The sequence below is a fragment of the Streptosporangium sp. NPDC002524 genome, from assembly GCF_040295985.1.
GTDB lineage: Bacteria > Actinomycetota > Actinomycetes > Streptosporangiales > Streptosporangiaceae > Streptosporangium.
The window spans coordinates 1-24,052 of record NZ_JBEOWK010000003.1 but is presented as its reverse complement, the minus strand read 5'-3'; the positions used below and the strand labels follow the sequence as shown (position 1 = coordinate 24,052).

Genomic DNA, 24,052 nt, shown 5'->3' with positions numbered 1-24,052 from the left:
GACGGACTCCCCGCCCCTCACGAGACGGACTCCCCGCCCCTCGCGAGGCGGATTTCCCGCCCCTCGCGAGACGGACTCCCCGAAATGAATAAGTGCGACGCTACGGCTCACACCAGATCGAGTCATCGTTCCGCCGCCGGAGATACTTCCTACATCTGTAGGATTGGACCGTGATAGCGGATGACGTCCAGGATCTGCTCGAATCGCTGGCCGTGGCGATCGGCAGGGGCATGTCCGTGGACGACCTGGAGGGGCGGGTCGTCGCGCACAGCGCCCACCACGGGGAGGTCGACCAGGTCAGGGCCCAGGCCATCCTCTCGCGGTCCGTCCCCGCGGAGGTGAGCGCCTGGCAGGAGGCGCACGGGGTGGCCGCGACCCGCGATCCGGTGCGGGTCCCGAGAAACCCCGGCCTGGGGATGGCGGCCCGGCTCTGCGTGCCCCTGCTCCACCAGGACCGCCGCGTCGGCTACCTGTGGATCATCGAGGGGCACGGCCCGCTGAGCCCGCAGGAGCGGGACAGGGCCGTGCGCGACGCCGCCGCGATCGCCGCCCTGCTCGACGACGGCGGCAGCTCCCACACCCTGAGCCAGCTGCTCACCGGCGAGATCGGCGTGCGGCGCGCGGCGGGCGTGCTCGGCGAGGGGCCGCTGCGGATCCTGGCGCTGCGGGGCGACCCCGACGGCCTGCGCGAGGCGGTCGGCGACGAGCTGGCCAGGGTACGCCGCCCCCCGGCCTTCACGATCCTGGACCGCCACGCCGTGCTGCTGCTGAACCGCGGCGAGGACGCGACCGCGCTGGGGGAGCGGCTCGCCGCCAGGATCCGGGTGGGCGCCGGGGTCAGCGCGACGCACCCGGGGCTGGAGTCGGCCGTACGGGCGCACGAGGAGGCGCTCACCGCCGCCAGGGCCGCGGCGGCCGAACGCACGCTGCGGCCGGTCGCCCACTGGCCGGACCTCGGCGTCTACCGGCTGCTCGCCGAGCCGCTCACCGGCCGTCCGGGCGCGGGCGGCCCGCTCGACACGCTGCGTGAGCACCCGGCGCTCCTCGCCACCCTGGAGACCTATCTCGACAGCGCGGGAGACGCGCAGGAGACCGCGAGGCAGCTGCACCTGCACCGCACCAGCCTCTATTACCGCCTCGCCAGAATCGAGCAGCTGGCCGGCCGCAACCTCAAGAACGGAACCCACAGGTTAGAACTCCATCTCGCGCTCAAGCTATGTCGCTGGAATGCGGTGTAACGGCCCGGTAATCAGGGCACAGCTCTCCGGTGCTGCAGTTGATCAACGAGATCATGACCGTCGTCGTCGTGCTCACGCTCATCCCGCTCTCGCTGGTCCTCGTGTCGGTGGTCGTCCTCCTGGGGCTGGCCGCGTTGGCTCTGGCGACCTCACGGGAGCAGGATGGGAGGACGACATCCCGGAGGTAGACGGTGCGGCAACTCAGCGCGGTGGACACGCAGTTCCTGAATTTCGAGACCTCGACGAACGTCGCGAACATCGGCGGGCTCGCCATCCTGTCCGGAGACCTGTCGCGCGCCGACCTGGTGTCGCTGCTGGCCCACCGGCTCCACCTGGCCGCGACCTTCCGGATGAGGCTCGCCTTCGTCCCGCTCGGCCTGGACCACCCGTACTGGACCGAGGACTCCAGGATCGACCTCGACTACCACGTGCGCGAGATCGCGCTGCCCAGGCCGGGCAGTGACAAGCAGCTGGGCGAGCAGGTGGCCAGGCTGCACGCCCGCCGCCTCGACCGGCGCCGCCCGCTCTGGGAGATGTACCTGATCCACGGCCTCCGCGGCGACCGTACGGCCCTCTACATGAAGGTCCACCACGCCGCGGTCGACGGCGTCACCGGTGCCGACGTGCTGGCCAGCCTGCTGGACACCTCGCCCGAGCCGGAGGAGGTCCGGCTGGCGCCCGAGACCGAGCCCGAGGAGGAGATCGACGCGACGGAGATGGTCGTCAGGGGGCTGGCCAAGGCCGTCGTCAACCCGGCCAACACGATCCGGTTCCTGATCAACGCCGTCCCGCACCTCGACGAGATCCCGCTGGTCTCCCAGGTGCCCGGGGCGGGGCTGGTCTCGCGGCTCACCAGGGACCTGGCCACCTACCTGTCCGGGTCCGGGGCCGCCGAGGTGCCCGCGATGCCCCGCATGACCGTGCCGCGCACGCCCTTCAGCGGCAGGATCAGCGCGCACCGGCGGTTCGCCTACACCACCCTGCCGCTGGAGGACGTCAAGCTGGTCAAGAACGCCTTCGGCGTCACGGTGAACGACGTGGTGATGTCCCTGTGCGCCGGGGCGCTGCGCCAGTGGCTGCTCAAGCACGACGCGCTGCCCGAGCAGCCCCTCGTCGCGGGGGTGCCGTTCTCGCTCCGGGTCCCCGGCGACCAGAGCGAGGGCAACCAGGTCAGCATCATGATCACCACCCTGGCGACGCAGATCGCCGACCCGGTGGAACGGCTGCTCGCGGTACGGGACGCCATGCGCCTGATCAAGGACCGTTCGTCGCTCGCCCCGGCGCGCTGGCTCCAGCAGCTCAGCGACATGATGCCCTCCGCGCTGACCGGCCTGGCCTCCCGCGCGGCCTTCAACCTGTTCGCCGGCAGCGCGGGCCCGATCAACGTGGTGATCTCCAACGTGCCCGGCCCGCAGCTCCCCCTCTACGTGAGCGGCGCCAGGCTGCTCGCGTACCACCCCGTCTCCGTGGTGACCGACGCCAGCGGCGGCGTCAACATCACGGTCTTCTCCTACGACGGCTCACTTGACGTTGGCGTGATCGCCTGCAGGGAGATGGTCCCCGACGTGTGGACCGTCACCGACTATCTCAGGGACGCCCTCCTTGAGCTCAAGTTCCTCGTTGAGGAGCAGTGACAGGCCGGGGGCGTCCTCGACGAAGCGCAGGGTCTTCTCGAGGCAGACGATCGAGCCTCGCTCCTGCCTCTTGACGAACCGGATGTCGTCGGCGAGGGCCTGCATGATCAGCAGTCCCCGGCCGTGTTCGGAGGTGGGGGAGGGGGAGGTGGCCCCCGAGAAGTCGAAGCCGTTGCCGGCGTCCACCACCTTGATCACGCAACGGTCCCTGGACAGCTCGGTGCTGACCATGTAGTCGTCACTGGGCGTGGCGTGCTGGATGACGTTGGAACACGCCTCCGAGAGCATGAGCTGGATGTCCTCGCGGATCTGCGGCACCACGCCCAGGGCCTGGAGCGAGGAGTCGAGCAGTTGCCTGATCACGGGAACACTCGCGGCGTCACGCGGCAGACGCAACGCGATCGTGGCCTCCACAGTCCCCTCCTTTCGCAGCGATGTGTAGAAGCCTTGCCCTGCGTGACCCGTCCTAATCGGAGTCGGGTGATCGTGTCCCTGGAATACGGCAACGGACGGCAAAATACCGCCTACGTGACAGGGGATTGCATGTGCGGAGATTTCTTCGCGGCTCGCGGCTTCGGCTTCGGCTCTGGCTCGCGGCTTGCAGGTCCGGCTCCGGCTCGCGGCTCCGGCTCGTGGCTCGTGCCGGACCGGCGTACCTGTTTCGCGGCGCACGGCTCACGGCGCCGCCCCCCGTACGAGAAGGGACCGGTGGCGACGTGCGGTCCGGGAGCGGGTGCGGGACGACCGCGGGGCGGGGGTCTGAGACTCCCGCCCCGCTTCGGTGCGCTTCGTTTCGGTGATCCGGGCCCGTCAGCCCGAGAAGGCGTCCATCGCGGCCTGGCAGAAGGCCTTGAGATCGTCGGGCTTGCGGCTGGTGATCAGCGTGTTCGGGCCCGAGGAGCAGATCACGACCTCGTGGTCCTCCCAGGTGGCCCCGGCGTTGCGCAGGTCGGTCCGCAGACTCGGCCAGGACGTGACCTTGCGGCCGCGTACGACGTCCGCCTCGATCAGGGTCCAGGGCGCGTGGCAGATGGCCGCGACCGGCTTGCCCGCGTCGAAGAACCCCTTCGCGAAGCCGACGGCCTCCGGAACGGTCCGCAGGAAGTCGGGGTTGGCGACGCCGCCGGGCAGCACCAGCCCGTCGAAGTCGGCGGCGGAGACCTCCTCGACCGTCGCGTCCACCGGGAAGGTGTCGGCCCTGTCGAGGTGGTTGAACCCCTGGACCCGGCCCCGCTCGGTGGAGATGAGCCTGGGCGTTCCTCCGGCCTGCTTGACGGCCTGCCAGGGCTCGGTGAGCTCGACCTGCTCGATGCCCTCCGGAGCCACGAGGAACGCGATCGTCTTGCCGTTCAACATGTCGTCTCCTCCGTTGACGTGCGGTGATGTCGTCAGAGGGAAGCCATGCCCGGAGCGCCGGGATCCATGCGGGGGTTACCGGTCCCGGCGTGGACCTTGCGCCGGCGGAGGCCGGAGGCGATGAGCCGGGTGACGAGCTCGCGCGAGGACACGGCCTCGGCGCCCAGCGCGACGGCCCGCTCGTGGACGGTCTCGGGAACGTCGTAGTGGTCGCGGTCGAACGCCCGGCGCGGCACGCCGAGCAGCTCCGCGAAGGCGTGCAGCTCCTCGGTCGAGCTGTCGCTGACCAGGTGTGACCAGAGCAGGCCGCGCGGACCCGGCCAGTTGGGCGGGTCGATGAGGACGCTCATCGCCGCGCGAGGTCGAGCGCGACCTCCAGGGCGGCGGCCTGGCGCTCCTCGTCGGTGATCGAGTCGTCCCTGAGCATGAACAGCGAGGCGTGCAGCGCGAACAGGGCCATCGAGTGCCTCAGCTGGGTGGACAGGGGGTCCTCCGGGTCGACGAGGAAGGACAGCAGCTCGAACATCCGCTCGCGGGTCTTCTCCATCGTCGGATGGTTCTTGAGCGAGGTCTGGTTGCGCTCGAAGAACCGCATGACCTCGCGGTGCCTGCCCCGGTAGAGGTCGTGGGAGTAACGGCGGATCAGCTCCTCGCGCGTCTCGTCGGTGCGCGGCCGGCCTCGGGCCCAGGTGACCAGCCCCTCGATCGCCCGCACCCGGTCCTCCGCCAGGCTGGCGATGATGTCGTCCTTCGTTTTGAAGTGGTAGTAGAGCGCCGCCTTGGTCACGCCGAGGGCCTCCGCGATCTCGCGGAGCGAGGTGGCCTCGTAGCCCTGCTCGGTGAAGAGCTTCAGGGCGATCTCCTGGATGCGCGTCCGTGTGTCGGCGTGTTCCCTCATGGTTCCCTTACCGAGAAATTAACTTGACGGCCGGCAAGTAAGCGGCTTGAATTCCAGCATAGCCGACGCTAGCCGGTCGGCAAGTAAGTAAGATCACAAAACAGGGGGCAAGAAAGTGAAGGAGACCGCGGCCGCGCCGGCGCGGCGTCGCGAGGTCATGGTGGTGTTGCCGGGCCTGATGCTCGCGATGGTCCTGGCCATGCTCGACAACATGATCGTCAGCACCGCGCTGCCCCGCATCGTCGGCGAGCTCGGCGGGCTGACCCACCTGTCCTGGGTGGTGACCGCCTACGTGCTCGGCACCACCGTCTCGACCCCCATCTGGGGCAAGATCGGTGACCTGTACGGCAGGAAGAGCATCTTCCTCGCCTCCATCGTCATCTTCATGGTCGGCTCCGCGCTCTGCGGCATGGCCGGCTCCGAGATGCTCGGCGGACCCTCCAACGGCATGGCGCAGCTCATCGCCTTCCGCGCGCTCCAGGGCCTGGGGGCCGGAGGCCTGATGGTGAACGCCATGGCGATCATCGGCGACCTCGTCCCGCCCCGCGAGCGCGGCCAGTACCAGGGCATCATGGCCGCCGTGATGTCCCTCGCCATGATCGCGGGCCCGCTCGTCGGCGGGTTCATCACCGACCACCTCGACTGGCGCTGGGCCTTCTACGTGAACCTGCCCGTCGGGTTCGTCGCCCTGGCCCTGCTCGTGGTCAAGCTGCAGCTGCCCAAGCTCCGCACCGAGCACCGCATCGACTGGCTGGGCGCGGCCCTGCTCTCGGTCGGCATCACCGCGCTGGTCCTGATCACCACCTGGGGCGGCAACGAGTACGCGTGGGGATCGTGGCAGATCCTCGGCCTGGCGGGGCTCGCCGTCGTCATGCTGGTGCTGTTCGTCCTGGTGGAGCGCCGCGTGGCCGAGCCCATCATGCCGCTCAACGTCTTCCGCGACCGCAACTTCAGCCTGATCTCGGGCGTGGGCTTCCTGCTCGGCTTCGCCATGTTCGGCGCGATCAACTTCCTGCCGCTGTTCCAGCAGACCGTCCAGGGGGCGAGCGCCACCAACTCCGGCCTGCTGCTGCTCCCGATGATGGGCGCCGCCATGGTGGTCTCGCTCTTCGTCGGCCGCGCCATCACCCAGACCGGCAAGTACAAGATCTATCCGATCCTCGGCGGCGTGGGCATGGCGTTCGGCATGTGGCTGCTCTCCACGATGGGCGTCGACACCCCCTCCTGGCAGACGGGTGTGTTCATCGCGGTGCTCGGCCTCGGCATGGGCTTCCTGATGCAGACCACCATGCTGATCGCCCAGAACAGCGTCGAGCAGAAGGACCTCGGCGTCGCCAGCAGCGCCTCGACCTTCTTCCGCTCCATCGGCGGCTCGTTCGGCGTCTCGCTGTTCGGCGCGATCTTCAACAACCAGCTCACCTCCAGCCTGGAGAGCAAGCTGGGCGCCGCGGGCGGGCAACTCGCCTCCGGAGGCGCCCAGTTCGACCCGGCCGCGCTGCACGAGCTGCCCGCCAACGTGCGGGTCGGCTTCCTGGAGTCGCTGGCCGAGTCCATCTCCGGCGTCTTCTGGTGGGCGATCCTGTTCGCCGTCCTGGTGCCGCTGCTCGCGGCCTTCATCAAGGAGATCCCGCTGCGCGGCGGGCCCGAGTCGTCCTCCGAGGAGGCCCAGACCCCGGTCCCGGTGCTCGACTGACCCGACCGGCCGACCGCTCCGAGCCCCCGGACTCCGGTCCGGGGGCTCGGTTCGCGAGCCGATCGGTTTTCGAGGCCCGGACCCCGGTCCGGGTGCCCGGCTCGCGGGCCGATCGGTTTTCGGGGCCCGGATCCCGGTTCCGGTACGCGGCCGGACGGCTCATCGGACCGAGGTCCGGACCCCGGTCCCGGTGCCCGTCCGGCCGGACTCCGGGCCGGGTGCCCGGTCGCCCGTTCGCCCGGTTCATCGGGGTCCGGGGCCCGGCCGGGCGGCGGGTCCCAAGTCCCGACCCAGCGATCCCCAAGCCGTCCCCGCCACGCTGGGGGACATGAAGACAACCACCCCCGCCGTCGCCGGGTACGTCACCCGGCGGCCGATGGCCGGCGACGCCCGCGAGATCCACGAGCTGATCTCGCTCTGCGACACCCAGGTGATCGGCAAGGCCGACATGACCCTGGACGACGTCGCCGACCAGCTGAACGACTCCTCCTTCGACACGGAGTCCGACGGCTGGCTCGTCCACGACGAGACCGGGCGGCTGGTCGCGTGGGCCTGGGCCTGCCGCAAGGGCGGCAGCGACAACGTCGACGTCGACGTCGTCGTGCACCCCGCCACCCCGGACCTGACCGGCCCGCTCTGGGACACCGTGACCGAGCGGGCCAGGCGCATCACCGCCGAGCTCGGCCACGACCGGGCCGTGGTGGACATCGGCCTCTACCGGGAGGACAGCGGCAAGCGCGCCATCGCCGCCGCCCGCGGATTCGCCGCCGCCACCAGCTTCATCCGGCTCCGCGCCGACCACGAGGGGACGGTGCCCCGGCCCGAGCTCCCGGCCGGGATGACCGTGCACCACGGGCTCACCGAGGAGGTGCGCCGCCAGGGCCACGCCGTGGAACAGGCCGGTTTCGCCGACCACTTCGGGTTCACCCCGAAGGACTACGACGAGTGGCACGCCGAGCTGGACTCCTCGGTCAACACCGACTGGGCGCAGCTGACGGTCGCCCGCCTCGACGGCGAGCCCGTGGCGATGCTGCTGGGCACCAACGCCTTCCTCGGCGACGAGAACTCCGGCTACGTGCGCAGGCTGGCCGTACTCCCCGCCTTCAGGGGCCGGGGCCTGGGCCGGTTCATGCTGCGCGGGGCGTTCGCCGACGACGCCCGCCGGGGGCGGGTCGGCACCTATCTCCACGTCGACGCCAACAACAGCACACCCGCCCTCGACCTCTACCTCTCGGTGGGCATGCGCCAGGTGCTGGCCATCGACGTCTGGCGGCGCACGATCTGACCTCCGCCGTACGAGGCCGCGGTCCCGTACGGGGAGCCCGTACGGGGCCGCGGGAAGGGCTCAGCGGCGCAGCAGCGGCAGCGCGCACACCCCGGTGAGCAGGATCGTCGCCGCCAGGGCCACGCCGGTGCCTATCACCGACCCTCCGTCCAGATAGAGCGTGCCGAACGTGGCCACCCCCACGACCTGGCCGAGCTGGGTCACCATCACGAACAGCCCGCTGACGTCGGGCGCGTCCTCGGGGGCGGCCTGGGCCAGCCCCACCGCGAGCACCGGGCTGAACGCCCCGCCGAGCCCCAGCCCGATCACCGCGAACGCCACCGTCAGCAGCGGCTGGCCGTGCCCCCCGCCGCCCAGCGCCGCCGCCAGGAGCAGGTAGCCGAGCCCGGCCACGCCGAAGGAGGCGATGATCATGCGGCGGTGCAGGCGTTCGGGGACGCGGCGCCAGTTGAGGCTGGCGATCGCGAAGCCCGCCGCGCCCGGGACGAACGCCAGGCCCGCCGCCAGCGGGCTGTCTCCCAGCCGCCCCTGCAGGTGCAGGGCGACGGTGAGCAGGAACCCGCCGTAGGTCGCCATCGCCCCGAAGATCGCCAGCGCCGACGGGACCACCCCCGGCGCCCGGACCACCCGCGCGGGCACCAGCGGCGCGGCGGCCCTCCGCTCGACCATGACGAAGACCCCCGCCAGCGCCACGCTCGCCGCGATGGCGACCCACCCCCACAGCGGCCAGTCCCGCTCGTGCCCCAGCACCAGCGGCACCACCAGGAGGCTGACCGTCAGCGAGAGCGTGACCAGGCCGGGCAGGTCCAGGGCGCGGTGGCGCGACGGGCCGTCGGGCGGCAGCAGCCGCGCGCCCAGCACGAGCAGGCCGAGCCCGATCGGCACGTTCACCAGGAACACCGGCCGCCACGAGGTGCCGAACAGGTCCGCGGAGACCAGCAGGCCGCCCAGCACCTGACCCACCACGGCGGCCCCCGAGATCACCGTGGCGTACAGGCTGAGCGCGCGGGCCCTGGAGGCCCCCGTGAAGTTCGCCTGGATCATGCTCAGCACCTGGGGCACCATCAGGGCGGCTCCCGCGCCCTGGAGGAACCTGAAGGCGATCAGCTGCCCGGCGGAGACGGCCAGCCCGCAGGCGAGGGACGCGGCGGCGAAGCCCGCCAGGCCGTACAGGAACAGGCGGCGCCCGCCGTGGCGGCCACCCAGCCGGGCACCGGTGATCAGCAACATGGCGTAGGCGATGGTGTAACCGGAGACGATCATTTGCAGGCCCGACCCAGACGTGCCGAGGTCGGCACGGATCACGGGGGAGGCGACGTTGACGATGGAGACGTCCAGGATGGCCATGAACTGCCCGGCCAGGATCACCGCCAGCAACCAGGAGGTGGAGGTACGGGCGGCCGGAGCCGATGTAACGGTCATGGGGAAGACTGTGGGGCGGCGCGGATACGAGTAACGAGAGCCTGCCGATCCTGGTACTCCCAGCACCTGGCAGCCCGCGCGCCCGTCGGCCAGCATGAAGGGGTGACGACGATCCCGGCGACCCCCGCGACCTCGGCGATGCCTTCCGCGACTCCCGCGACTCCCGCGACTCCCGCGACCTTCGCGGTCTCGGCGCACCCGGCGCACCCGGTGCCCTCCGCGATCCCCGCGAGCACACCGGACCGCAGGCGGGGAGTGGTGCCGGACGCCCCCGGCCCGGCTCAGCGGGGGACCGGACCAGCCACCCGTCGCGCCGAGCTGGGGGCGTTCCTGCGCAGCCGTCGCGAGCGCATCACCCCCGAGGCCGTGGGACTGCCGCCGGGGCTGCGCCGCCGCACCCCCGGCCTGCGCCGCGAGGAGGTCGCCCTGCTCGCCGGGGTCGGCGTGACCTGGTACACCTGGCTGGAACAGGGGCGGCCGATCAACGCCAGCGTGCAGGTGCTCGACGCCGTCTCCCGCACCCTCGGGCTCGACCCGGCCGAGCGCGAGCACCTCTACCGGCTCGCCGACATGCCCGCCGTGCCCGAGTCCGACACCTGCGTCTCCCTGGAGCCCGAGGTCCAGGTCATCCTCGACCGGCTCGACCCGCTTCCCGCCGGCGTCTACAACGGCCGCTACGACCTGCTGGCCTGGAACGAGGCGTACGCCTCCCTGTTCCCCAACGTCGCCGACCAGCCGGTCGCGACCCGCAACGCCCTCTGGCAGATCTTCGTCACGCGGGAGTGCTGCAGCATGGTCGTCGACCGGGCCGGGGAGCTGCCCCAGATGGTCGCCACCCTGCGCGCCGGGTTCGGGCGGCACCTGGGGGAGCCCGCCTGGACCGGGTTCGTCCGCGACCTGTCGGCCGCCAGTCCCGAGTTCGCGCGCATGTGGGCCACCCACGACGTGGCCAGGCCGGGAAACCGGCTGAAGCTCTTCCACCACTCCACCGTCGGGCAGATCCGCACCACCTCGACCAGCATGGCGCTGGCGTCGCCGCCGGAGGCGAGGGTGGTCGTCTACCTGCCCGTGGACGACGAGAGCAGGGAGCGCATCGCCTGGATCAGGGCGCACCCCGAGGCGCCGGCGGTCGCCCACACCCACCCGGTGACCGCCGAGGGGTGAGCGCCCCCGGCCGGGGTCATCCGTCCGGCGTCACCCGGTGCTTGGAGAGGTGGGCCAGCACCGCCTGGTTGGCCTCCCAGCCGTCGGGGAACTTCACCGGCACGCCGAGCTGGACCGGCTCGGACGACGGGTGGGCGTCCAGGAGCTCGGGAATGCCCGCCCTGGCCACCACGACGCAGGCGTGGCGGTGCCGGGAGGTGAGCACGCACAGCCGCCCCGACTCCAGGTGGAACGCGGTGGCGTCGCGGCGCCCGGAGAGCGGGTGGAGCACGATCGTCACGTCGTACTCCCGGCCCTGCAGGCGGTTGGCGGTGTCCACCGTGATCTCCGGCGGCACCCCCGCGGCCCTGATCGCGGCGACCTGGTCGCGGTGCGCGGCGCCGATGGCGATCCGGTCGGCCGTGACGGGGTGGCTGCCGCGCTCGGAGTGCGCGACCGGGCCCCGCTGGAGCAGCCGCGTCGCCAGGATCGCGGTCGCCGCCACGGCCTCCGCGTCGGTGCGCACCGTGTGGCGGCTCGGCAGCTCGTACAGCGCCCAGCCCGACGCGGCCGCCTCCTCCAGCGCCCGGTCGTGGGAGGTGCGCATGCCGTTCACGGTGAACTCCAGTGACCGGTCGCCGGGGCCCGTCCCCGCGCGGAAGCCGGTGAACGGGTAGAACGCCTCCGAGACCACCGGCGCCGCCGACGCGGGCAGCCGCCAGGAGACCGGAAGCCGGTGCACCGGCAGGTCGGGGTTGTGCCGCAGCAGCACCGAGACCGCGCTCTGCACCGGATCCCACGACAGGCCCGCCCAGCGGTCGCCGTCCACGATCGAGAACGGGTCGAGCTGGCCGGGGTCGCCCACGAACAGCGCCCGCTCGAACAGCGAGGCGATGCGCAGCAGCTTGTCCGAGCGCATCTGGTACGCCTCGTCGACGATGGCCCAGGGCCAGGTGCGGTCGCCGATCCAGGCCCACTTGTCGGCGGTGGCGACGACCACGGCCGGGTCCCCCAGGTCGGGCAGCTTGCCCGCGACCGAGACGTTGGAGTGGGCGAGGATACGGCCGGGCGTGATGTAGCCGCTCGCCGACAGGCGGCCGATCGGCAGGTCGGGATGCTCGGTCGCGAGCCGCTCCACCAGGTCGTCGACCTGCTCGTTGGTCTGGGCGACGATCATCAGCGGCTCGCCGGTCTCCGCGATGTGCCCCGCGGCCCTCACCACCAGCGTGGACTTGCCCGCGCCTGGCGGCGAGTCCACGACCACGCCGCGGTGTCGGGGCAGGTCGGCCAGCACGGCCGCCACCACGGCCGCCGCCTCCTGCTGCGGGGTCACGCCACACCCCCGTCACGGCCCGCCGCACGGGAAGCGCGTGCGGTGTCCCCGTCGCGGCCCGCCCCGTGGCAGGCGCGTGTCGCGTTCTCGTCACGGCGCGCCCCGTGGCAGGCGTGTGCCGCGCCCTTGTCGCGGCCCGCCGCGCGGGAAGCGCGTGCCGTGTCCCCGTCGCGGCTCGTCCCGTGGCCGGTGCCCGCCGTGTTTCCATCGCGGCCCGGCGCGCCGGGGACGCGCGAGGCCAGAGGTGTCGCGCGGCGGTACGGGGTCCGGTGAACGCTCACAGCCATTCCTCCTGCGCGTCGTCGTCGCTGGGCTCGTACTCCTGCGGGGGCCCGCCGTGGGTCCAGGGCGTCTGCTCCGGGTCGGGCAGCGCCGCCGACGACTGGAAGTCGTCGGTCAGCGAGGTGTACGAGACCCGCTCGCCCGGTTCGGGCACCGAGCCGGGGGCCGGTGTCCTGCCCCGCCCCATGCCCTTGGTGACCTTGAGGGTGATCTCGTCGCCCGCGATCTCGACGATCTCGGCGGCGTGGCCGCGCCGGTCGGGGCTGCCGAGCGTGGTGCCCGGGGCGAGCCGCACCGGGTCGCCGGTCCGTACCGTGATCAGCGGCCGGAGCTTGCGCGAGCGGCCCTCGCCCTCGCTGTGCTGGGGGTCGGCGGCCGTCACCGTCCCGGCGAAGGCCTCGCCGCTCAGCCGGTACTCGGCCATGAGCAGCGGGTCGTCGTGGGCCCGCTGCACGTCGTAGCTCGCCCGCGCCCGTTCCAGCCCCGCCAGCCGCGCGGCGGCGCCGACCGCCCCGTCCCTGCGCGCCTGGGGCGGCCCGCCCTCGGCGATCCGCTCGACGAACCGGGTGAACGACCCGCGGTCGATCTCCCAGCGGTCCTTCACCCGCGACCCCTCGGGCAGGGAACGCAGCAGGTCCACGCTCCGCCACATCAGCCGCCAGGTGGGTTCGAGCTGGGTACGCAGCGCCTGGCCGATCCGGTCGACGGCACGATCGGTCGGCGCCTCCTCGTAGGCGCGTATCGCGGGGCCGAGCACCTCGTTGTCGAAGCCGGGGTCGGTGGCGGGACCGGCCGGGGGCCACAGCAGCGGGTCCTCGGCCTCCTCGGCCGCCCGGCGCCCGGACATCCCCGGCGGCGGATCGATCCACCCCAGCAGCGCCGCCAGGTTGGCGTTCTCCAGGTTGCTCTGCCCGGTCGCCCAGTGCAGGCTCAGCGCCTCGGTGGCCGCGAGCAGCACCGAGGAGCCCGGCTGCCGCGACCGGTCGCCGAAGTAGGTCAGCCACCGGCCGAGCAACGGCACCGAGGGATGCACCGGGTAGGGGCCGTCGGCCCGGCGGAACCGGGTGGACCGGCCGAGCAGCCCGGCGAACGAGGCCGCGGGCCGGTTCGGCACCAGGATCTGCGGCGCGTCCAGGCACCGCTCGTACGGATCGCCGCCCCTGCGCTCGACCGTCTCGGTGCTCTTCTCGAACCCCTCGATGTACGGCAGCAGCACCTCGGCCAGCCCGGCGGCGAAGGCGAACCGCAGGTCCCGGTTGCGGGGCTGGGGGACGACGAGCAGCCGGGGGTGGCCCGGGTCGGTGCCCACCATCGCGGCCAGCGGCGCGGCGGCCTCGCCCGCGAGCTTGAGCGGGATGAGCACCATCGGCTGGGCGGAGATGTGGCAGTGCCGGACCGTGGTGATCCGCTGCGCGACGCCGTCCCTGACGGCCCGCAACTGCGCCAGCGCCGTCAACGTGCTCACCCGCCGCCCCCCGCCCGCCGCACGGCCGATGCGCCGGTCCACGTCACGCTGACATCCCGTACGGCCGGTGTGACGGTTCCCGCCGCGAGGGCGTCTCGCGCGACCGGTGCGCCGGTCCCCGCGGTGATGTCCCGTACGGCGGGTGCGCCGGTTGCCCCCACGGTGACGTCTCGCGTGGCCGGTGCGGCGGTTCCCGCCGCGAGGGCGTCTCGCGCGACCGGTGCGCCGGTCCCCACGCTGATGTCCCGTACGGCGGGTGTGCCGGTTCCCGTCGCGGTGACGTCTCGCGCGGCCGGTGTGCCCGTCCTCACCGCAGTGACTCCTCGCGCAGCCGGTTCGCCAGCCGGAGCAGGCGGGCGATCTCCTCCTGGCCCGCGGCCGGTTCGCGGGTGCCCTCGGCCAGGCCGAGCGCCTCGTCCATGCCGGAGACGCCGCCCAGCTGGTCGCGTACCTGGCGCCCGAGCAGGTCGCTGGACCCGCAGGCGCGCGCCTCGTGACGGCAGAACATGCACATGTCGCAGGTGGACAGGCAGTCGGGCGCGTAGCGGGCGGGCACCTGGAGCAGCGCCCGGGCCAGCTCCTCCGCCGAGCGGGTCGGCACGCCGTCCTCGCCGGGGGCCAGGTCGAAGGTGAGGTCGCCGGGCAGGCCCTCCAGCAGGTGCTCGACCCTGGTCATCCGGGCGAGCTGGCGGGTGAGGACCGAGAGGTGCTTGCGCACGTCGACGAGTGCCGCCGCCGGGCGGTTGGCGAAGTTCTCCGGGCAGACGAGGACCACGTCGTGGGAGACGCGCAGCGGGTCGTGGCCGAGGTCGGCCATGAGGGTGCGCAGCGCCAGGACGTAGACCGCGGCCTGCCGCGCCGCCGCCGCGACCTTGTCAGGCTCGGCCTGGCCGTCGATCACGCTGAACGACTTGATCTCGACGATGTGGAAGCGCCCCCCGATCTGGAAGGCCACCACGTCCGGCTCCAGGTAGGAGGTGTGCCCGGCGATCTCCAGGCTGAACAGCGGGTGGTCGTAGAACACCGCGGTCCCGTCGTCCTCGCGCGCCGCGCGGTCGATCAGCGCCCGGGTGTGCGAGTGGCGCAGGTGGGAGCCGACGCTCTCCACGTCCCGGTAGCCGACCTGGGCGACGGTGAGGCCGAGCAGCTCGCGCAGCAGCCGCAGCAGCTCGGCGCAGCCGTTCTCCTTCACCAGCGCCTCGAACACGTTTCCGCGGCTGATCGCGAACTGGGACTGGCCGAACGGCGCGGGGAAGCCCACGTGCCGGGCCGTGAGGTCCTTGTCGACACCCGCGGCGTCCATCAGCGCCCGGCGCGCGCAGCCGGGGTTGGCGGCGAGCGCCGCGATGGCCCGCGCGTCGTGCGGGTGGGACGGCATCGGCCCGCGCAGCTCGTCAAGCCTGTTCGGGAAGGACCTCTCCCTGAGCTTGGTCATGAGCCGGTCTCCCCGTCCAGCCTGGTCTTCAACAGGCCCCCCTCAAGGTGTTCATCGCGGTGGCGCCGAACAGGCGCTCCACGTCCGGTAGTTGCCTCGTCGCCCGTGCCGCCACCTCGGCCCGCTGCGCGGAGTCGGCGGACAGGTGGACCTCCAGCTCGGCCCGCGCCGCGCGGATCGCGGTCACCGGGTCGGCCGGGGCGAATCCCTCGACGGCCCCCGGGATGTTCTGCGCCATCCGCGACAGCAGCCGCACCGCCCCCGGGGGCGGCTCCGCCAGCCGGGTCAGCTGCTCGGCGACGCGTACGGCCGAGGTGAGGAAGTCGACGCGCGGGCTCAGCGGTCCCAGCACCCGCAGCTCGGGCGGCCACGTGCTGTCGGCGAGCAGCCCCCGGGCGGGGGAGAGCCGGTCGGTCAGCGCGGCGCACAGGTAGTACGGCCTGGCGTAGGGGTCACCGCGGAACGAGCGCTCCTCGTCGCGCCGCAGGCTGGTCAGCTGGGAGCCGCGCAGCTCGCGGGAGAAGAAGGCGTCGTTCACCGCCACGATCAGCTTGGCCGGGGTCGGCACGCCCAGCAGGGTCAGTGCCTGGTGCACCTGCTCCCTGATGGGCAGCAGCGAGGTCTCGGGCTCGTGGGGCGCCGCCGGGACATTGGAGGCCACCGCCGCGTCCCACGCCTGCTCGGCCCTGCGCAGATCCCCGCGCAGCGACCGGGCGAGCGAGTTCTCCCGCGCCTTGACCGCCCGTCGCACCTCGGCGCGGAGTTCGGCTATCCGCCGTTCCAGCGCGTCCAGTGGATCACTCACGGCTCGGAGCGTAACAGGAGTTCCACCAGCCTCCCCTGAATTCCAGCCAATTCCAGCATTAAAGTGCGCATTATTGAAAAGCAATAACCGGCGAAAGGGACATTTAATACGAAACTGATGTTTGGGGCGCGGACTCGCTGGACCGACGTCGCGTTCCCGCTCCCCAAAACCTTAACCTGGTCAAGATATTGACCGGGTTGTGTCCCTGTTAGGTTGGAACGCGTGACAGGACTCCGGGAACGCAAGAGGCGGCAGGTCCACGAGGCGATCTCGGCGGCGGCGATCGGGCTCTTCCTGGAGCGCGGGTTCGACGAGGTGCCGGTCGCGGAGGTGGCGGCGGCGGCCGGGGTCTCCAAGCCGACCCTGTTCAAATACTTCCCGACCAAGGAGGACCTCGTCCTGCACCGGATCTCCGACCACCAGGGGGAGGCCGCCCGGGTCGTCCGCGGGCGCGAGGCGGGCGAGACCCCGCTGGCGGCGCTGCACCGGCACTTCCTGGACGGGCTCGACCGGCGCGATCCCGTGACGGGGCTCAACGACCATCCCCAGGTGCTCGCCTACCACCGGATGGTCTTCTCCACGGCCGGTCTCGCGGCCCGGGTGCTCCACTACATGGCCCTCGACGAGGAGGCACTCGCCGCCGCGCTCGCCGAGGACACCGACGAGCTCACCGCGCTGCTCGTCGCCGGTCAGGTCCTCGCCGCGCAGCGGGTGCTGGCCCGGCGCAACTGGCTGGCCCTGGTCGCGGGGGCGACGGCCGACGGGACACACCCGTCGGCCGTCGCCGCCGCCGACCACGCGTTCGCCCTGCTCCCCGAACTCCCCTGAACCACGAGGCGCCGGACAGGAGGGCGGGGCGGGACCCGGACTAGCCCTCGACCTCCGTGCGGCCGGCCGACCACAGCGTGTGGAAGGAACCCTCGCGGTCCACCCGCTCGTAGGTGTGCGCGCCGAAGAAGTCACGCTGGCCCTGGATCAGGGCCGCGGGCAGGCGCTCGGCGCGCAGCCCGTCGTAGTAGGCCAGCGCGGTCGAGAAGCCCGGCGCCGGGATGCCCAGCTCGGCGGCCTTCGACACCACCCGCCGCCACGAGTCCTGAGCCAGGGTGAGCGCGTCGGCGAAGTAGGGGGCCGCGAGCAGCGTGACCGGCTTGTCCTGCGCCGCGTACGCCTCGCGGATGCGGTCGAGGAAGACGGCCCGGATGATGCAGCCGCCCCGCCAGATCGTGGCCAGCGCCCCGAGGTCGAGGTCCCAGCCGTACTCGGCGCTGCCGACCCTGAGCTGGTCGAACCCCTGGGCGTAGGCGACGATCTTCGAGGCGTACAGCGCCCGCCGCACGTCCTCGGCGAACTCCTCGCCGACGGCCCCCGCGGGCACGCCCGACGGGCCCGGCAGGCCGCGCGCGGCGGCGCGCAGGTCCGCGTGGCCGGACAGGGAGCGGGCGAACACCGCCTCGGCGATGCCGCTCACCGGAACGCCCAGGTCCAGCGCGATCTGCACCGTCCACCGGCCGGTGCCCTTCTGCTCCGCCCGGTCGGCGATCACGTCGACGAGCGGCTCGCCCGTCGCCGCGTCGACCTGGCGCAGCACCTCGGCGGTGATCTCGATCAGGTACGAGGACAGCTCACCCTCGTTCCACTCCGCGAAGATGTCCGCGAGCTCCGCCGGGGTCCGGCCGAGCCCCTGCCTGAGCAGGTCGTAGGCCTCGGCGATGAGCTGCATGTCGGCGTACTCGATGCCGTTGTGCACCATCTTCACGAAGTGCCCGGCGCCGTCGGGGCCGATGTGCGTGCAGCAGGGCACGCCGTCCACCTTCGCCGCGATGTCCTCCAGCAACGGGCCCAGCGCCTGGTACGACTCCGGCGAGCCGCCGGGCATGATGCTCGGCCCGAGCAGCGCGCCCTCCTCGCCGCCGGAAACCCCCGCGCCGACGAAGTGCAGGCCGCGCTCGCGCAGCGCGGCCTCGCGCCGGCGCGTGTCCAGGAAGTGCGCGTTCCCGCCGTCCACGAGCATGTCGCCCGGCTCCAGCAGGGGGGCGAACTCCTCGATCACCGCGTCGGTCGGCGCACCCGCCTTGACCATGATCAAAATGCGCCGGGGTCGCTCCAGCGCCGCGACGAACTCCTCGGGAGTCTCGCAGGGGACAAAGGTTCCCTCGTCCCCGTGTTCCTCGATCAGTGCCTTGGTCCTGTGCGAGGACCTGTTGTGTACCGCTACCGAGTGTCCGTGCCTGGCAAGGTTGCGGGCGAGGTTCGCCCCCATCACGGCCAGTCCTGTCACACCGATCTGAGCCTGAGTCATCTCTGACACTCCTTTGTCGTGTCCAAGAATGCCAGTCTGCACCCACCACCGATCAAAGCCGCCAAGAGGGCCCGGGGGAGAGCCCCCCGGCACCGCGCGGATCCACGGACCGCCCGCCCCCACGAGGTTTCCACGCCCGGCGCGGAGCCGCGGGCCCCCGGGGGCAGGGGTGGAACCGGGGCCCGGAAGCCCGGCGCGAAGCCGTGAGATGCCCGAAGGCTCCCCGGAGGAGCGGCGGAACGCGATCCCCGGAATCTCCCTGGAGGATCGGCGGCGAATCAGCGGATAAACAGCCGCGGATCAGCGGCGGAACAGGGTTCCCGGAGCCTCCGAGCCGAGGATCCCGCCCAGGCAGCGATAGGTCCGCGCGCCGCCCTGGAACTGCTCCTTCGAGGGCGGCAGAACCGTGCTGCGCCACCTGGCCTGCCCGACCCCGCGGGCGTCGCCGTACCGGGAGGCGAGCATGATCCGCGCCGTGCACACCTTCCTCACCGTCGGATGCCTCTCCAGGGCCGCCGCGTCGTAGGTGAGGGAGTCCTGGGGCAGCGGGGCGATCGCGAACGTCTCCCACGAGTGGGACTCCTCGCAGCCGATCCGCTTGGCCGTGGCGTCGCCCGCGATCACGACGAGACCGCCCCAGCACTCGGGCTCCGCCACGCACGCGGCCCCCGCGCCCGCCACCCCGGCGGCGGGACAGGCGGCCGTGACGGTGGCGACCTCCGGAACCCCGCGAGCCGCGGACGCGTCCCCCTGCGGGGCCGCGCTCCCGTCCCCGCCGCTCTGGAGGGCGCCGGAGCTCTGGAGGGCCCGCGAGCCGGACGGCTGCCCGGTGGACGGGGTCTGGTCGCGGTTCTCGATGTACATGAGCCCGACCCCGGCCATCAGCAGGATCGCGAAGGCCACGGCCACCGCGATGAAGATCCGCACGTTCGACGAGGAGGGATGCGCGGAGGCCGTCGCGGGCGACTGGGTACCGGAGAGCCCCTTCAGCCCCGGCGACGTCATGTGCGACCGCACCACCTCACCGCGAGGCCCGCCAGGACCGCCAGGACCGCCCCGCGCCGAGGGGGGTCCGTACGGCGACGCGTACGAGGCCTCCGCGTACGGCGGCGCGGAAGCCGGACCCGCGCCCGCGCCAGGACCCCGGGAAGGGGCGGCCGGACGCGGGGTGAGGGGCCGGCGAGCCGGGAAGGCCCCCTCCAGGCGCAGGTCCGTGAGGGCGTCGCGCAGCGCGGCCACCGACGGGGTACGCCGCGCCGGGTCGGTGGCCATCGCCTCCCTGAGCACGGCGGTCAGCTCCGGCGGCACCCCCGGGATCTCGGGGACGGGCAGGCGGTGCAGGGCCATGATGACCGCGATGTTGACCACGCCGCTCTCGGGGAAGCGCGGCGGGCGTCCGGAGAGCAGCGCGTACAGCGTGGCGGCGAGGGAGTAGACGTCGCCCGCGGCGGCGGGTTCGGTCAGCTCGAACGCCTCGGGCGGGGCGTAGGCCGGGGTGAGGGACTCCCGGGTCACCGACGCCTCGCTGCCCGACGACGGCATGGTGGCGAGCCCGAAGTCGGAGAGCACCACGTTGCCGTACCGGTTGATCAGGATGTTGGCGGGCTTGATGTCGCGGTGCAGCACCCCGGCGGCGTGCGCGGCCGACAGCGCGTCGGCGATCCGGATGCCGATGTCGGCGACCTCGGCCGGCGGCAGCCGCTTCTCGGCCCGCATCCGGTCCAGCAGGGACCCGCCCGGACACAGCTCCAGGACCATGTACGGCCGGCCGTCGGGCAGGACCCCCGCGTCGTAGACGTGGGCGACGTGCGGATGGCCGGAGAGGGCGCCCGCCGAGGTCACCTCGCGCATGAAACGGCGCCGGTCCCGCTCGGAGACCAGCACCCGGTTGTCCACCTTGAGCGCGACCTCGCGCTCCACCGCCAGCTGCCTGGCCCGGTAGACGATCCCGAAGCCGCCCTGGCCGAGCACCCCGGACACCTCATAGCCCGGTACCGCAAAGGCGCCCGATCCGGTCACCTGCCACCTCCTGAAGACGAGCGGCAGATTACCGGAATTTGATCCGCTGACTGGGTGTGTATCCCCTTATACCTGGTCAGAGAGACGGCGCCCGTCGCTGAGTCCCTCGCTGAGTCCCTCGCCGACTTCCTCGCCGAGTTCCTCCAGCAGCGCGTCCCAGCGGGCGCCGATGGTGTCGAGGCCGTAGCCGGAGGCCGTGAGCACCGCGTTCGCGCCGAGCTCGCGGCGCAGCTCCCGGTCCTCGATCAACCGGCTGAGCGCCTCCGCGAGCGCCGCGGGCCTCCTCCCCGGGACCAGCAGCCCGTTGTGCCCGTGGACGATCACCTCCTTGGGGCCGTGCGGGCAGTCGAAGCTCACCACCGGCACGCCCTTGCTCATCGCCTCCAGGATCGTCATGCCGAACCCCTCGTAGCGCGAGCTGACGACGTAGACGGACGACCTGGCCAGCTCCAGGCCGATCTCCGGTGAGCTGCCCATGAGCAGCATCGTGTCCGACAGCCCGGCCTCCTCGATCCTGTCGCGGAGCCTCCGCTCGGCCTCGGGCCTGCCGCGCCCGTAGAGGCGCAGCACCCAGTCGGGATGCGCCCCCGACACCGGCTTCCACGCCTTGACCAGCAGGTCGAAGCCCTTGGCGTGCACCATCCTGCCGACGGCGATCACCACCTTCTCGTCCAGCTCCGAGATGCCACCGGCGAGCGCGGGCACGGCGTTCGGAATGCGCAGCAGCCGTCCCGGGGGAACCTTCAGCGCCCTGCGGTAGTGCTCCAGGTCCGTCCGGGTGAGGGTGACGAACGCGTCCAGCCTGCCGTAGCGCCGCTTGATGAGCCGGACGACCTCCGGCGCGTGCACGCCGAGGGCCACGTGCTCCTGGCCGACGGTGATGACGCCCGGCGGCGCGAACAGCGCGGTGACCAGGTTGAACCCCGGCCGGGTGGAGATCAGCACGCCGGAGCGCATGGACCGCAGGTAGCGCACCATGAGCAGGTCCGTCCGGAGCGAGACCGCCCGGTGGACGTTCTCCTGCCTCGGGATCAGGACGCTCGGCAGCCGCGACAGCAGCCGCGCCACCGGACCCCGCCGCCCGGTCCTGTCGTCGAGGAACGACACCCGCACGCCCGGCGGGATGGGGAAGAACGGCTCCTTCGCCGTCCGGACCACGCTGACGATCTCCACGTCACGCTCGCGCGCCAGGTGCCCCGCCAGGTTGAGCACCGTCCTGATCGTGCCGCCCATCCCGTACGCGTGCTGCAGCAGGATGCGGACCGTTCGGGTGTCGGGCGCCGGGGCACGCCGCGCCCGCCTCGCGTTGAGGGCCCGCAGCGAACGGAGCGCCGCGCGCCCCGCCGCCTCGCGTGCCTTCCGCCGTACCCTCGCCAACATCCCCGACATCCCCGACATGCTGGGAGCCCCCTCGCCGGTCTCTCCCTCCCGTGCTCGTTACCTTCCCCGGAGTCGCTTTCCCCGAAGCGCGCGGGTCACGACATCATGGTCACCGTACGGCGAGCTGTTCGTCCTCCCGGAGCTCTTGCTCCACGGCCGTTTCCCCGGCCGTTCCGCTCGCGGTTCTGCTCGCGATTTTTTCGTGGCCCGTCACTCGCCGAAGCGGGAGAGCCGTCCGCGTACGCGGGCGTGGCGCAGCGCCCACGCGAACAGGCCGAGCGTGGCGGCGAGGTAGACGACGTCCAGCAGCGCCGCCCAGGCGAGGCTCTCCCAGGGCACGGCACCGCCGTTCAGCACGGTCCGCATGCCCGTGAAGACGTGGGTCGCGGGCATGAACCCCGCGATGGCCTGGAGCGGGCCGGGAAGGGTTTCGACGGGGTAGAAGATGCCCGCCAGCGGCTGCACCACGAAGACCAGCGACCAGGCGATCACCTGGGCGTTCTCGCCGAAGCGCAGCACCGCGCAGATTCCCACCAGGCCGAGCGACCAGCCCATCACCAGCAGCAGTGCCATGAACGGCACCATCCCCGCCCCCAGGCTCGTGATGCCGAAGCCGTAGAGGGCGAGCGCCAGCCCCGACATGATCGCGATGGCGAAGACGACCTTGCCGAACGAGAACACGATCAGCCCGACCACGTACTCGACATTGGAGAGCGGGCTCACCTGGACATTCAGTAAATTCCTGCTCCAGATGTCCTCAAGGAAGGCTATCGAGATCTCGTTGCTCGCCTTCTGGAGCACCTGCCACAGCAGGACCGCGCCGAGGAGGAAGGCGGCGATGAACGGCACGCGCTGCGACTGCAGGAACAGCGTCACGAAGCCCCAGACGAAGAGCTCGATCGTGGGCCAGAAGACGATCTCGAACATCCGGACCGGGCTGCGCCGCAGCGCCGCCAGGTCGCGGAAGACGACGCCGCTGATCCGCTGCCTGCGCGCGGCCATGCTGAGCGGGGGGAGGGTCATCGTCATGAGCGCGCCACCGATCGGGCCACCTTGAGGAAGACCTCCTCCAGATCCTCCGCGCCGTAGACGTCGGTGAGCTCGGTGGTGCTCCCGCTGGCCACGATCCGGCCTTCGGACATGAAATGGATGCGGTGACACATCCGCTCCACCTCCTGCATGTTGTGGGACGTGATGAGCATCGCGCGCCCGCTCTCGGCGGCCACCCGGACGAGCAGCTGGCGGATCCGGTCACCGGCGTCGGGGTCGAGGTTGGCGGTGGGTTCGTCCAGGATGAGCAGGCTCGGTTCGTTGATCAGGGCCTTGGCCAGCTGCACGCGGGTGCGCTGGCCGGAGGAGAGCTCCATCACGCGGCGCCTGCGCAGCGGGCCGAGGTCCAGCAGCTCGATGACCTCCTCCACCCGGGCCCTCGGCTTCCGTACGCCGTACAGGCGGGCGAAGGTGTCGAGGACCTCGCGTACGTGCAGGACGCCGGGAAGGTCGACGTAGCTCGCGGCGAAGTTGATCTGGCTGAGCACCTCGGTCCGGTTCCTGGTGAGGTCCAGGCCGAACATGTGGATGCTGCCGCTGTCGGGCGTGATCAGGCCGAGAAGCATGTGCAGGGTCGTCGACTTGCCCGCGCCGTTGGGGCCGAGCAGCCCGACGATCTCGCCCGTGCCGACGGTGAGACTCACCTCCCGGACGGCGGACACCGAACCGAACCTCTTCGCCAGCGCCACGGCCTCAAGAATCACCACCACGTCAGCGTGCGGTCCGCCGCCCCCTCCGGGCAATCGGTTTTCCCACGGGTGGCGCGGTTGATTTGACGATGCGGGTCGTGGTTCATAAAGTTCACCAGACCCGAGGGAGACGGCGGCGACGCCGGGGCCTCGGAACCCTCTCTGACGATCTTCTTCCTTACGGGATCTTTGTCCCCAAAGGGGTCTGATTCGACACGAATCGGACGATCAAGTAGGTTAGACGGGTTGCCCCGAAAGGGGAGGCTGTAAATTCTGAAACAGGTAAGCCGGATCGGGTCGGTTTGACACGAAAAAGCGGGCCTGAAAGAATAAAGGCACAACGAAAGAACAGAATAAAACAAAACGAACGCCCCGGAGTTCTGCTCGGCTGGTTGGCCGGGTTCAGGGTGATGGTGTACGCGTCCGTTTCTTGAGAACTCAACAGTGTGTTAAAAGCCAGTGCATGAAGCACAACCCCGTCCCACCACGCCTTGTGGTGTGGGGGATGGATTCCTTTGGTTGATGACACCCGCTTTTGTGGGTGCTTTCAGCTGGGTGAGGAACTGTTCAGACATTGTTTGGAGAGTTTGATCCTGGCTCAGGACGAACGCTGGCGGCGTGCTTAA

Annotated in this window: 22 protein-coding genes; 7 read left to right on the top strand and 15 right to left on the bottom strand. The window is 71.7% G+C overall.

Annotation, left to right across the window (positions count from 1 at the left end):
• Nucleotides 1–170: 170 nt before the first annotated feature.
• Genes ABT053_RS04980 through ABT053_RS04970 form a run of 3 tightly spaced genes read left to right on the top strand, consistent with a single transcriptional unit; the run spans nt 171 to nt 2,872 of the window.
• Nucleotides 171–1,238, top strand: a complete 1,068-nt coding sequence (locus ABT053_RS04980) for a PucR family transcriptional regulator (RefSeq protein ID WP_350967561.1) — start codon at nt 171–173, stop codon at nt 1,236–1,238.
• A 29-nt stretch (nt 1,239–1,267) separates the two neighbouring features.
• Nucleotides 1,268–1,426 (top strand): hypothetical protein, encoded by a 159-nt coding sequence (locus tag ABT053_RS04975; RefSeq protein WP_350967560.1) that lies wholly within the window; start codon nt 1,268–1,270, stop codon nt 1,424–1,426.
• 3 nt (nt 1,427–1,429) lie between these two features.
• The gene (locus tag ABT053_RS04970) at nt 1,430–2,872 is read left to right on the top strand and encodes a WS/DGAT/MGAT family O-acyltransferase (protein ID WP_350967559.1); all 1,443 of its coding nucleotides are present in this window, start codon (nt 1,430–1,432) and stop codon (nt 2,870–2,872) included.
• On the opposite strand, the gene ABT053_RS04965 is transcribed toward ABT053_RS04970, so the two are convergent.
• The 4 genes from ABT053_RS04965 to ABT053_RS04950 all read right to left on the bottom strand — a co-directional run bounded on the left by ABT053_RS04965 (nt 2,759) and on the right by ABT053_RS04950 (nt 5,126).
• Nucleotides 2,759–3,286 carry an ATP-binding protein gene (locus ABT053_RS04965; RefSeq protein WP_350967558.1) on the bottom strand — a complete coding sequence of 176 codons (528 nt, stop codon included), beginning with the start codon at nt 3,284–3,286 and terminating at the stop codon, nt 2,759–2,761. The genes ABT053_RS04970 and ABT053_RS04965 overlap by 114 nt on opposite strands.
• Nucleotides 3,287–3,682: 396 nt before the next feature.
• Complete coding sequence (locus ABT053_RS04960) at nt 3,683–4,228, bottom strand: type 1 glutamine amidotransferase domain-containing protein (RefSeq protein ID WP_350967557.1); 546 nt, start codon at nt 4,226–4,228, stop codon at nt 3,683–3,685.
• 32 nt (nt 4,229–4,260) lie between these two features.
• Nucleotides 4,261–4,578, bottom strand: coding sequence for a DUF4031 domain-containing protein (locus ABT053_RS04955; protein WP_350967556.1), 318 nt, complete (start codon nt 4,576–4,578; stop codon nt 4,261–4,263).
• A complete protein-coding gene (locus ABT053_RS04950) occupies nt 4,575–5,126 on the bottom strand; it encodes a TetR/AcrR family transcriptional regulator (RefSeq protein ID WP_350967555.1) in 552 nt (183 codons plus the stop codon). The genes ABT053_RS04955 and ABT053_RS04950 overlap by 4 nt, the downstream gene beginning before the upstream one ends.
• A 115-nt stretch (nt 5,127–5,241) precedes the next feature.
• Here ABT053_RS04950 and ABT053_RS04945 point away from each other — a divergent pair, with 115 nt between their 5' ends.
• Both ABT053_RS04945 and ABT053_RS04940 read left to right on the top strand, forming a co-directional pair.
• Nucleotides 5,242–6,819 (top strand): MDR family MFS transporter, encoded by a 1,578-nt coding sequence (locus ABT053_RS04945; protein ID WP_350967554.1) that lies wholly within the window; start codon nt 5,242–5,244, stop codon nt 6,817–6,819.
• Nucleotides 6,820–7,147: 328 nt separating this feature from the next.
• Nucleotides 7,148–8,104: a GNAT family N-acetyltransferase gene (locus ABT053_RS04940; protein ID WP_350967553.1), complete on the top strand. Its 957-nt coding sequence runs from the start codon at nt 7,148–7,150 to the stop codon at nt 8,102–8,104.
• A gap of 60 nt (nt 8,105–8,164) precedes the next feature.
• Here ABT053_RS04940 and ABT053_RS04935 read toward each other — a convergent pair whose 3' ends face one another.
• Entirely contained in the window at nt 8,165–9,526 is a 1,362-nt protein-coding gene (locus ABT053_RS04935) for an MFS transporter (RefSeq protein ID WP_350967552.1), read from the bottom strand.
• 102 nt (nt 9,527–9,628) lie between these two features.
• Here ABT053_RS04935 and ABT053_RS04930 point away from each other — a divergent pair, with 102 nt between their 5' ends.
• Nucleotides 9,629–10,690, top strand: a complete 1,062-nt coding sequence (locus ABT053_RS04930; protein ID WP_350967551.1) for a helix-turn-helix transcriptional regulator — start codon at nt 9,629–9,631, stop codon at nt 10,688–10,690.
• Between the two features lie 16 nt (nt 10,691–10,706).
• Here the strand turns inward: ABT053_RS04930 and ABT053_RS04925 are convergent, their stop codons facing one another.
• From ABT053_RS04925 to ABT053_RS04905, 5 genes are all read right to left on the bottom strand, one after another.
• Nucleotides 10,707–12,002: an AAA family ATPase gene (locus tag ABT053_RS04925; RefSeq protein ID WP_350967550.1), complete on the bottom strand. Its 1,296-nt coding sequence runs from the start codon at nt 12,000–12,002 to the stop codon at nt 10,707–10,709.
• Nucleotides 12,003–12,279: 277 nt separating this feature from the next.
• Nucleotides 12,280–13,749 (bottom strand): hypothetical protein, encoded by a 1,470-nt coding sequence (locus tag ABT053_RS04920; protein ID WP_350967549.1) that lies wholly within the window; start codon nt 13,747–13,749, stop codon nt 12,280–12,282.
• Nucleotides 13,746–14,060, bottom strand: coding sequence for a hypothetical protein (locus ABT053_RS04915; RefSeq protein ID WP_350967548.1), 315 nt, complete (start codon nt 14,058–14,060; stop codon nt 13,746–13,748). The genes ABT053_RS04920 and ABT053_RS04915 overlap by 4 nt, the downstream gene beginning before the upstream one ends.
• Nucleotides 14,057–15,184, bottom strand: coding sequence for a hypothetical protein (locus tag ABT053_RS04910; RefSeq protein WP_350967547.1), 1,128 nt, complete (start codon nt 15,182–15,184; stop codon nt 14,057–14,059). Before ABT053_RS04910 ends, ABT053_RS04915 begins: the two co-directional genes overlap by 4 nt.
• 28 nt (nt 15,185–15,212) lie before the next feature.
• A complete protein-coding gene (locus ABT053_RS04905; protein WP_350967546.1) occupies nt 15,213–15,989 on the bottom strand; it encodes a hypothetical protein in 777 nt (258 codons plus the stop codon).
• A 222-nt stretch (nt 15,990–16,211) separates the two neighbouring features.
• Here ABT053_RS04905 and ABT053_RS04900 point away from each other — a divergent pair, with 222 nt between their 5' ends.
• Nucleotides 16,212–16,817, top strand: a complete 606-nt coding sequence (locus ABT053_RS04900; protein WP_350967545.1) for a TetR/AcrR family transcriptional regulator — start codon at nt 16,212–16,214, stop codon at nt 16,815–16,817.
• A 40-nt stretch (nt 16,818–16,857) separates the two neighbouring features.
• Here the strand turns inward: ABT053_RS04900 and gnd are convergent, their stop codons facing one another.
• The 5 genes from gnd to ABT053_RS04875 form a co-directional block, all read right to left on the bottom strand.
• Nucleotides 16,858–18,288 (bottom strand): NADP-dependent phosphogluconate dehydrogenase, encoded by a 1,431-nt coding sequence (gene gnd / locus ABT053_RS04895; RefSeq protein WP_350967544.1) that lies wholly within the window; start codon nt 18,286–18,288, stop codon nt 16,858–16,860.
• 300 nt (nt 18,289–18,588) lie between these two features.
• Nucleotides 18,589–20,307, bottom strand: a complete 1,719-nt coding sequence (locus ABT053_RS04890) for a serine/threonine-protein kinase (protein ID WP_350967543.1) — start codon at nt 20,305–20,307, stop codon at nt 18,589–18,591.
• Between the two features lie 66 nt (nt 20,308–20,373).
• Nucleotides 20,374–21,696 carry a glycosyltransferase family 4 protein gene (locus ABT053_RS04885; protein WP_350967542.1) on the bottom strand — a complete coding sequence of 441 codons (1,323 nt, stop codon included), beginning with the start codon at nt 21,694–21,696 and terminating at the stop codon, nt 20,374–20,376.
• Between the two features lie 201 nt (nt 21,697–21,897).
• Nucleotides 21,898–22,716, bottom strand: a complete 819-nt coding sequence (locus ABT053_RS04880; protein WP_350967541.1) for an ABC transporter permease — start codon at nt 22,714–22,716, stop codon at nt 21,898–21,900.
• Entirely contained in the window at nt 22,713–23,444 is a 732-nt protein-coding gene (locus ABT053_RS04875) for an ABC transporter ATP-binding protein (RefSeq protein ID WP_350967540.1), read from the bottom strand. The genes ABT053_RS04880 and ABT053_RS04875 overlap by 4 nt, the downstream gene beginning before the upstream one ends.
• Nucleotides 23,445–24,052 lie beyond the last annotated feature (608 nt).

Excerpts from the sequence above, each read along its gene's own strand:
- ABT053_RS04960 (WP_350967557.1), bottom strand. The coding sequence starts at position 4,228 with ATGTTGAACGGCAAGACGATCGCGTTCCTCGTGGCTCCGGAGGGCATC.
- ABT053_RS04955 (WP_350967556.1), bottom strand. The coding sequence starts at position 4,578 with ATGAGCGTCCTCATCGACCCGCCCAACTGGCCGGGTCCGCGCGGCCTG.
- ABT053_RS04950 (WP_350967555.1), bottom strand. The coding sequence starts at position 5,126 with ATGAGGGAACACGCCGACACACGGACGCGCATCCAGGAGATCGCCCTG.
- ABT053_RS04940 (WP_350967553.1), top strand. The coding sequence starts at position 7,148 with ATGAAGACAACCACCCCCGCCGTCGCCGGGTACGTCACCCGGCGGCCG.
- ABT053_RS04935 (WP_350967552.1), bottom strand. The coding sequence starts at position 9,526 with ATGACCGTTACATCGGCTCCGGCCGCCCGTACCTCCACCTCCTGGTTG.
- ABT053_RS04910 (WP_350967547.1), bottom strand. The coding sequence starts at position 15,184 with ATGACCAAGCTCAGGGAGAGGTCCTTCCCGAACAGGCTTGACGAGCTG.
- gnd (WP_350967544.1), bottom strand. The coding sequence starts at position 18,288 with ATGACTCAGGCTCAGATCGGTGTGACAGGACTGGCCGTGATGGGGGCG.
- ABT053_RS04885 (WP_350967542.1), bottom strand. The coding sequence starts at position 21,696 with ATGTCGGGGATGTTGGCGAGGGTACGGCGGAAGGCACGCGAGGCGGCG.
- ABT053_RS04880 (WP_350967541.1), bottom strand. The coding sequence starts at position 22,716 with ATGACGATGACCCTCCCCCCGCTCAGCATGGCCGCGCGCAGGCAGCGG.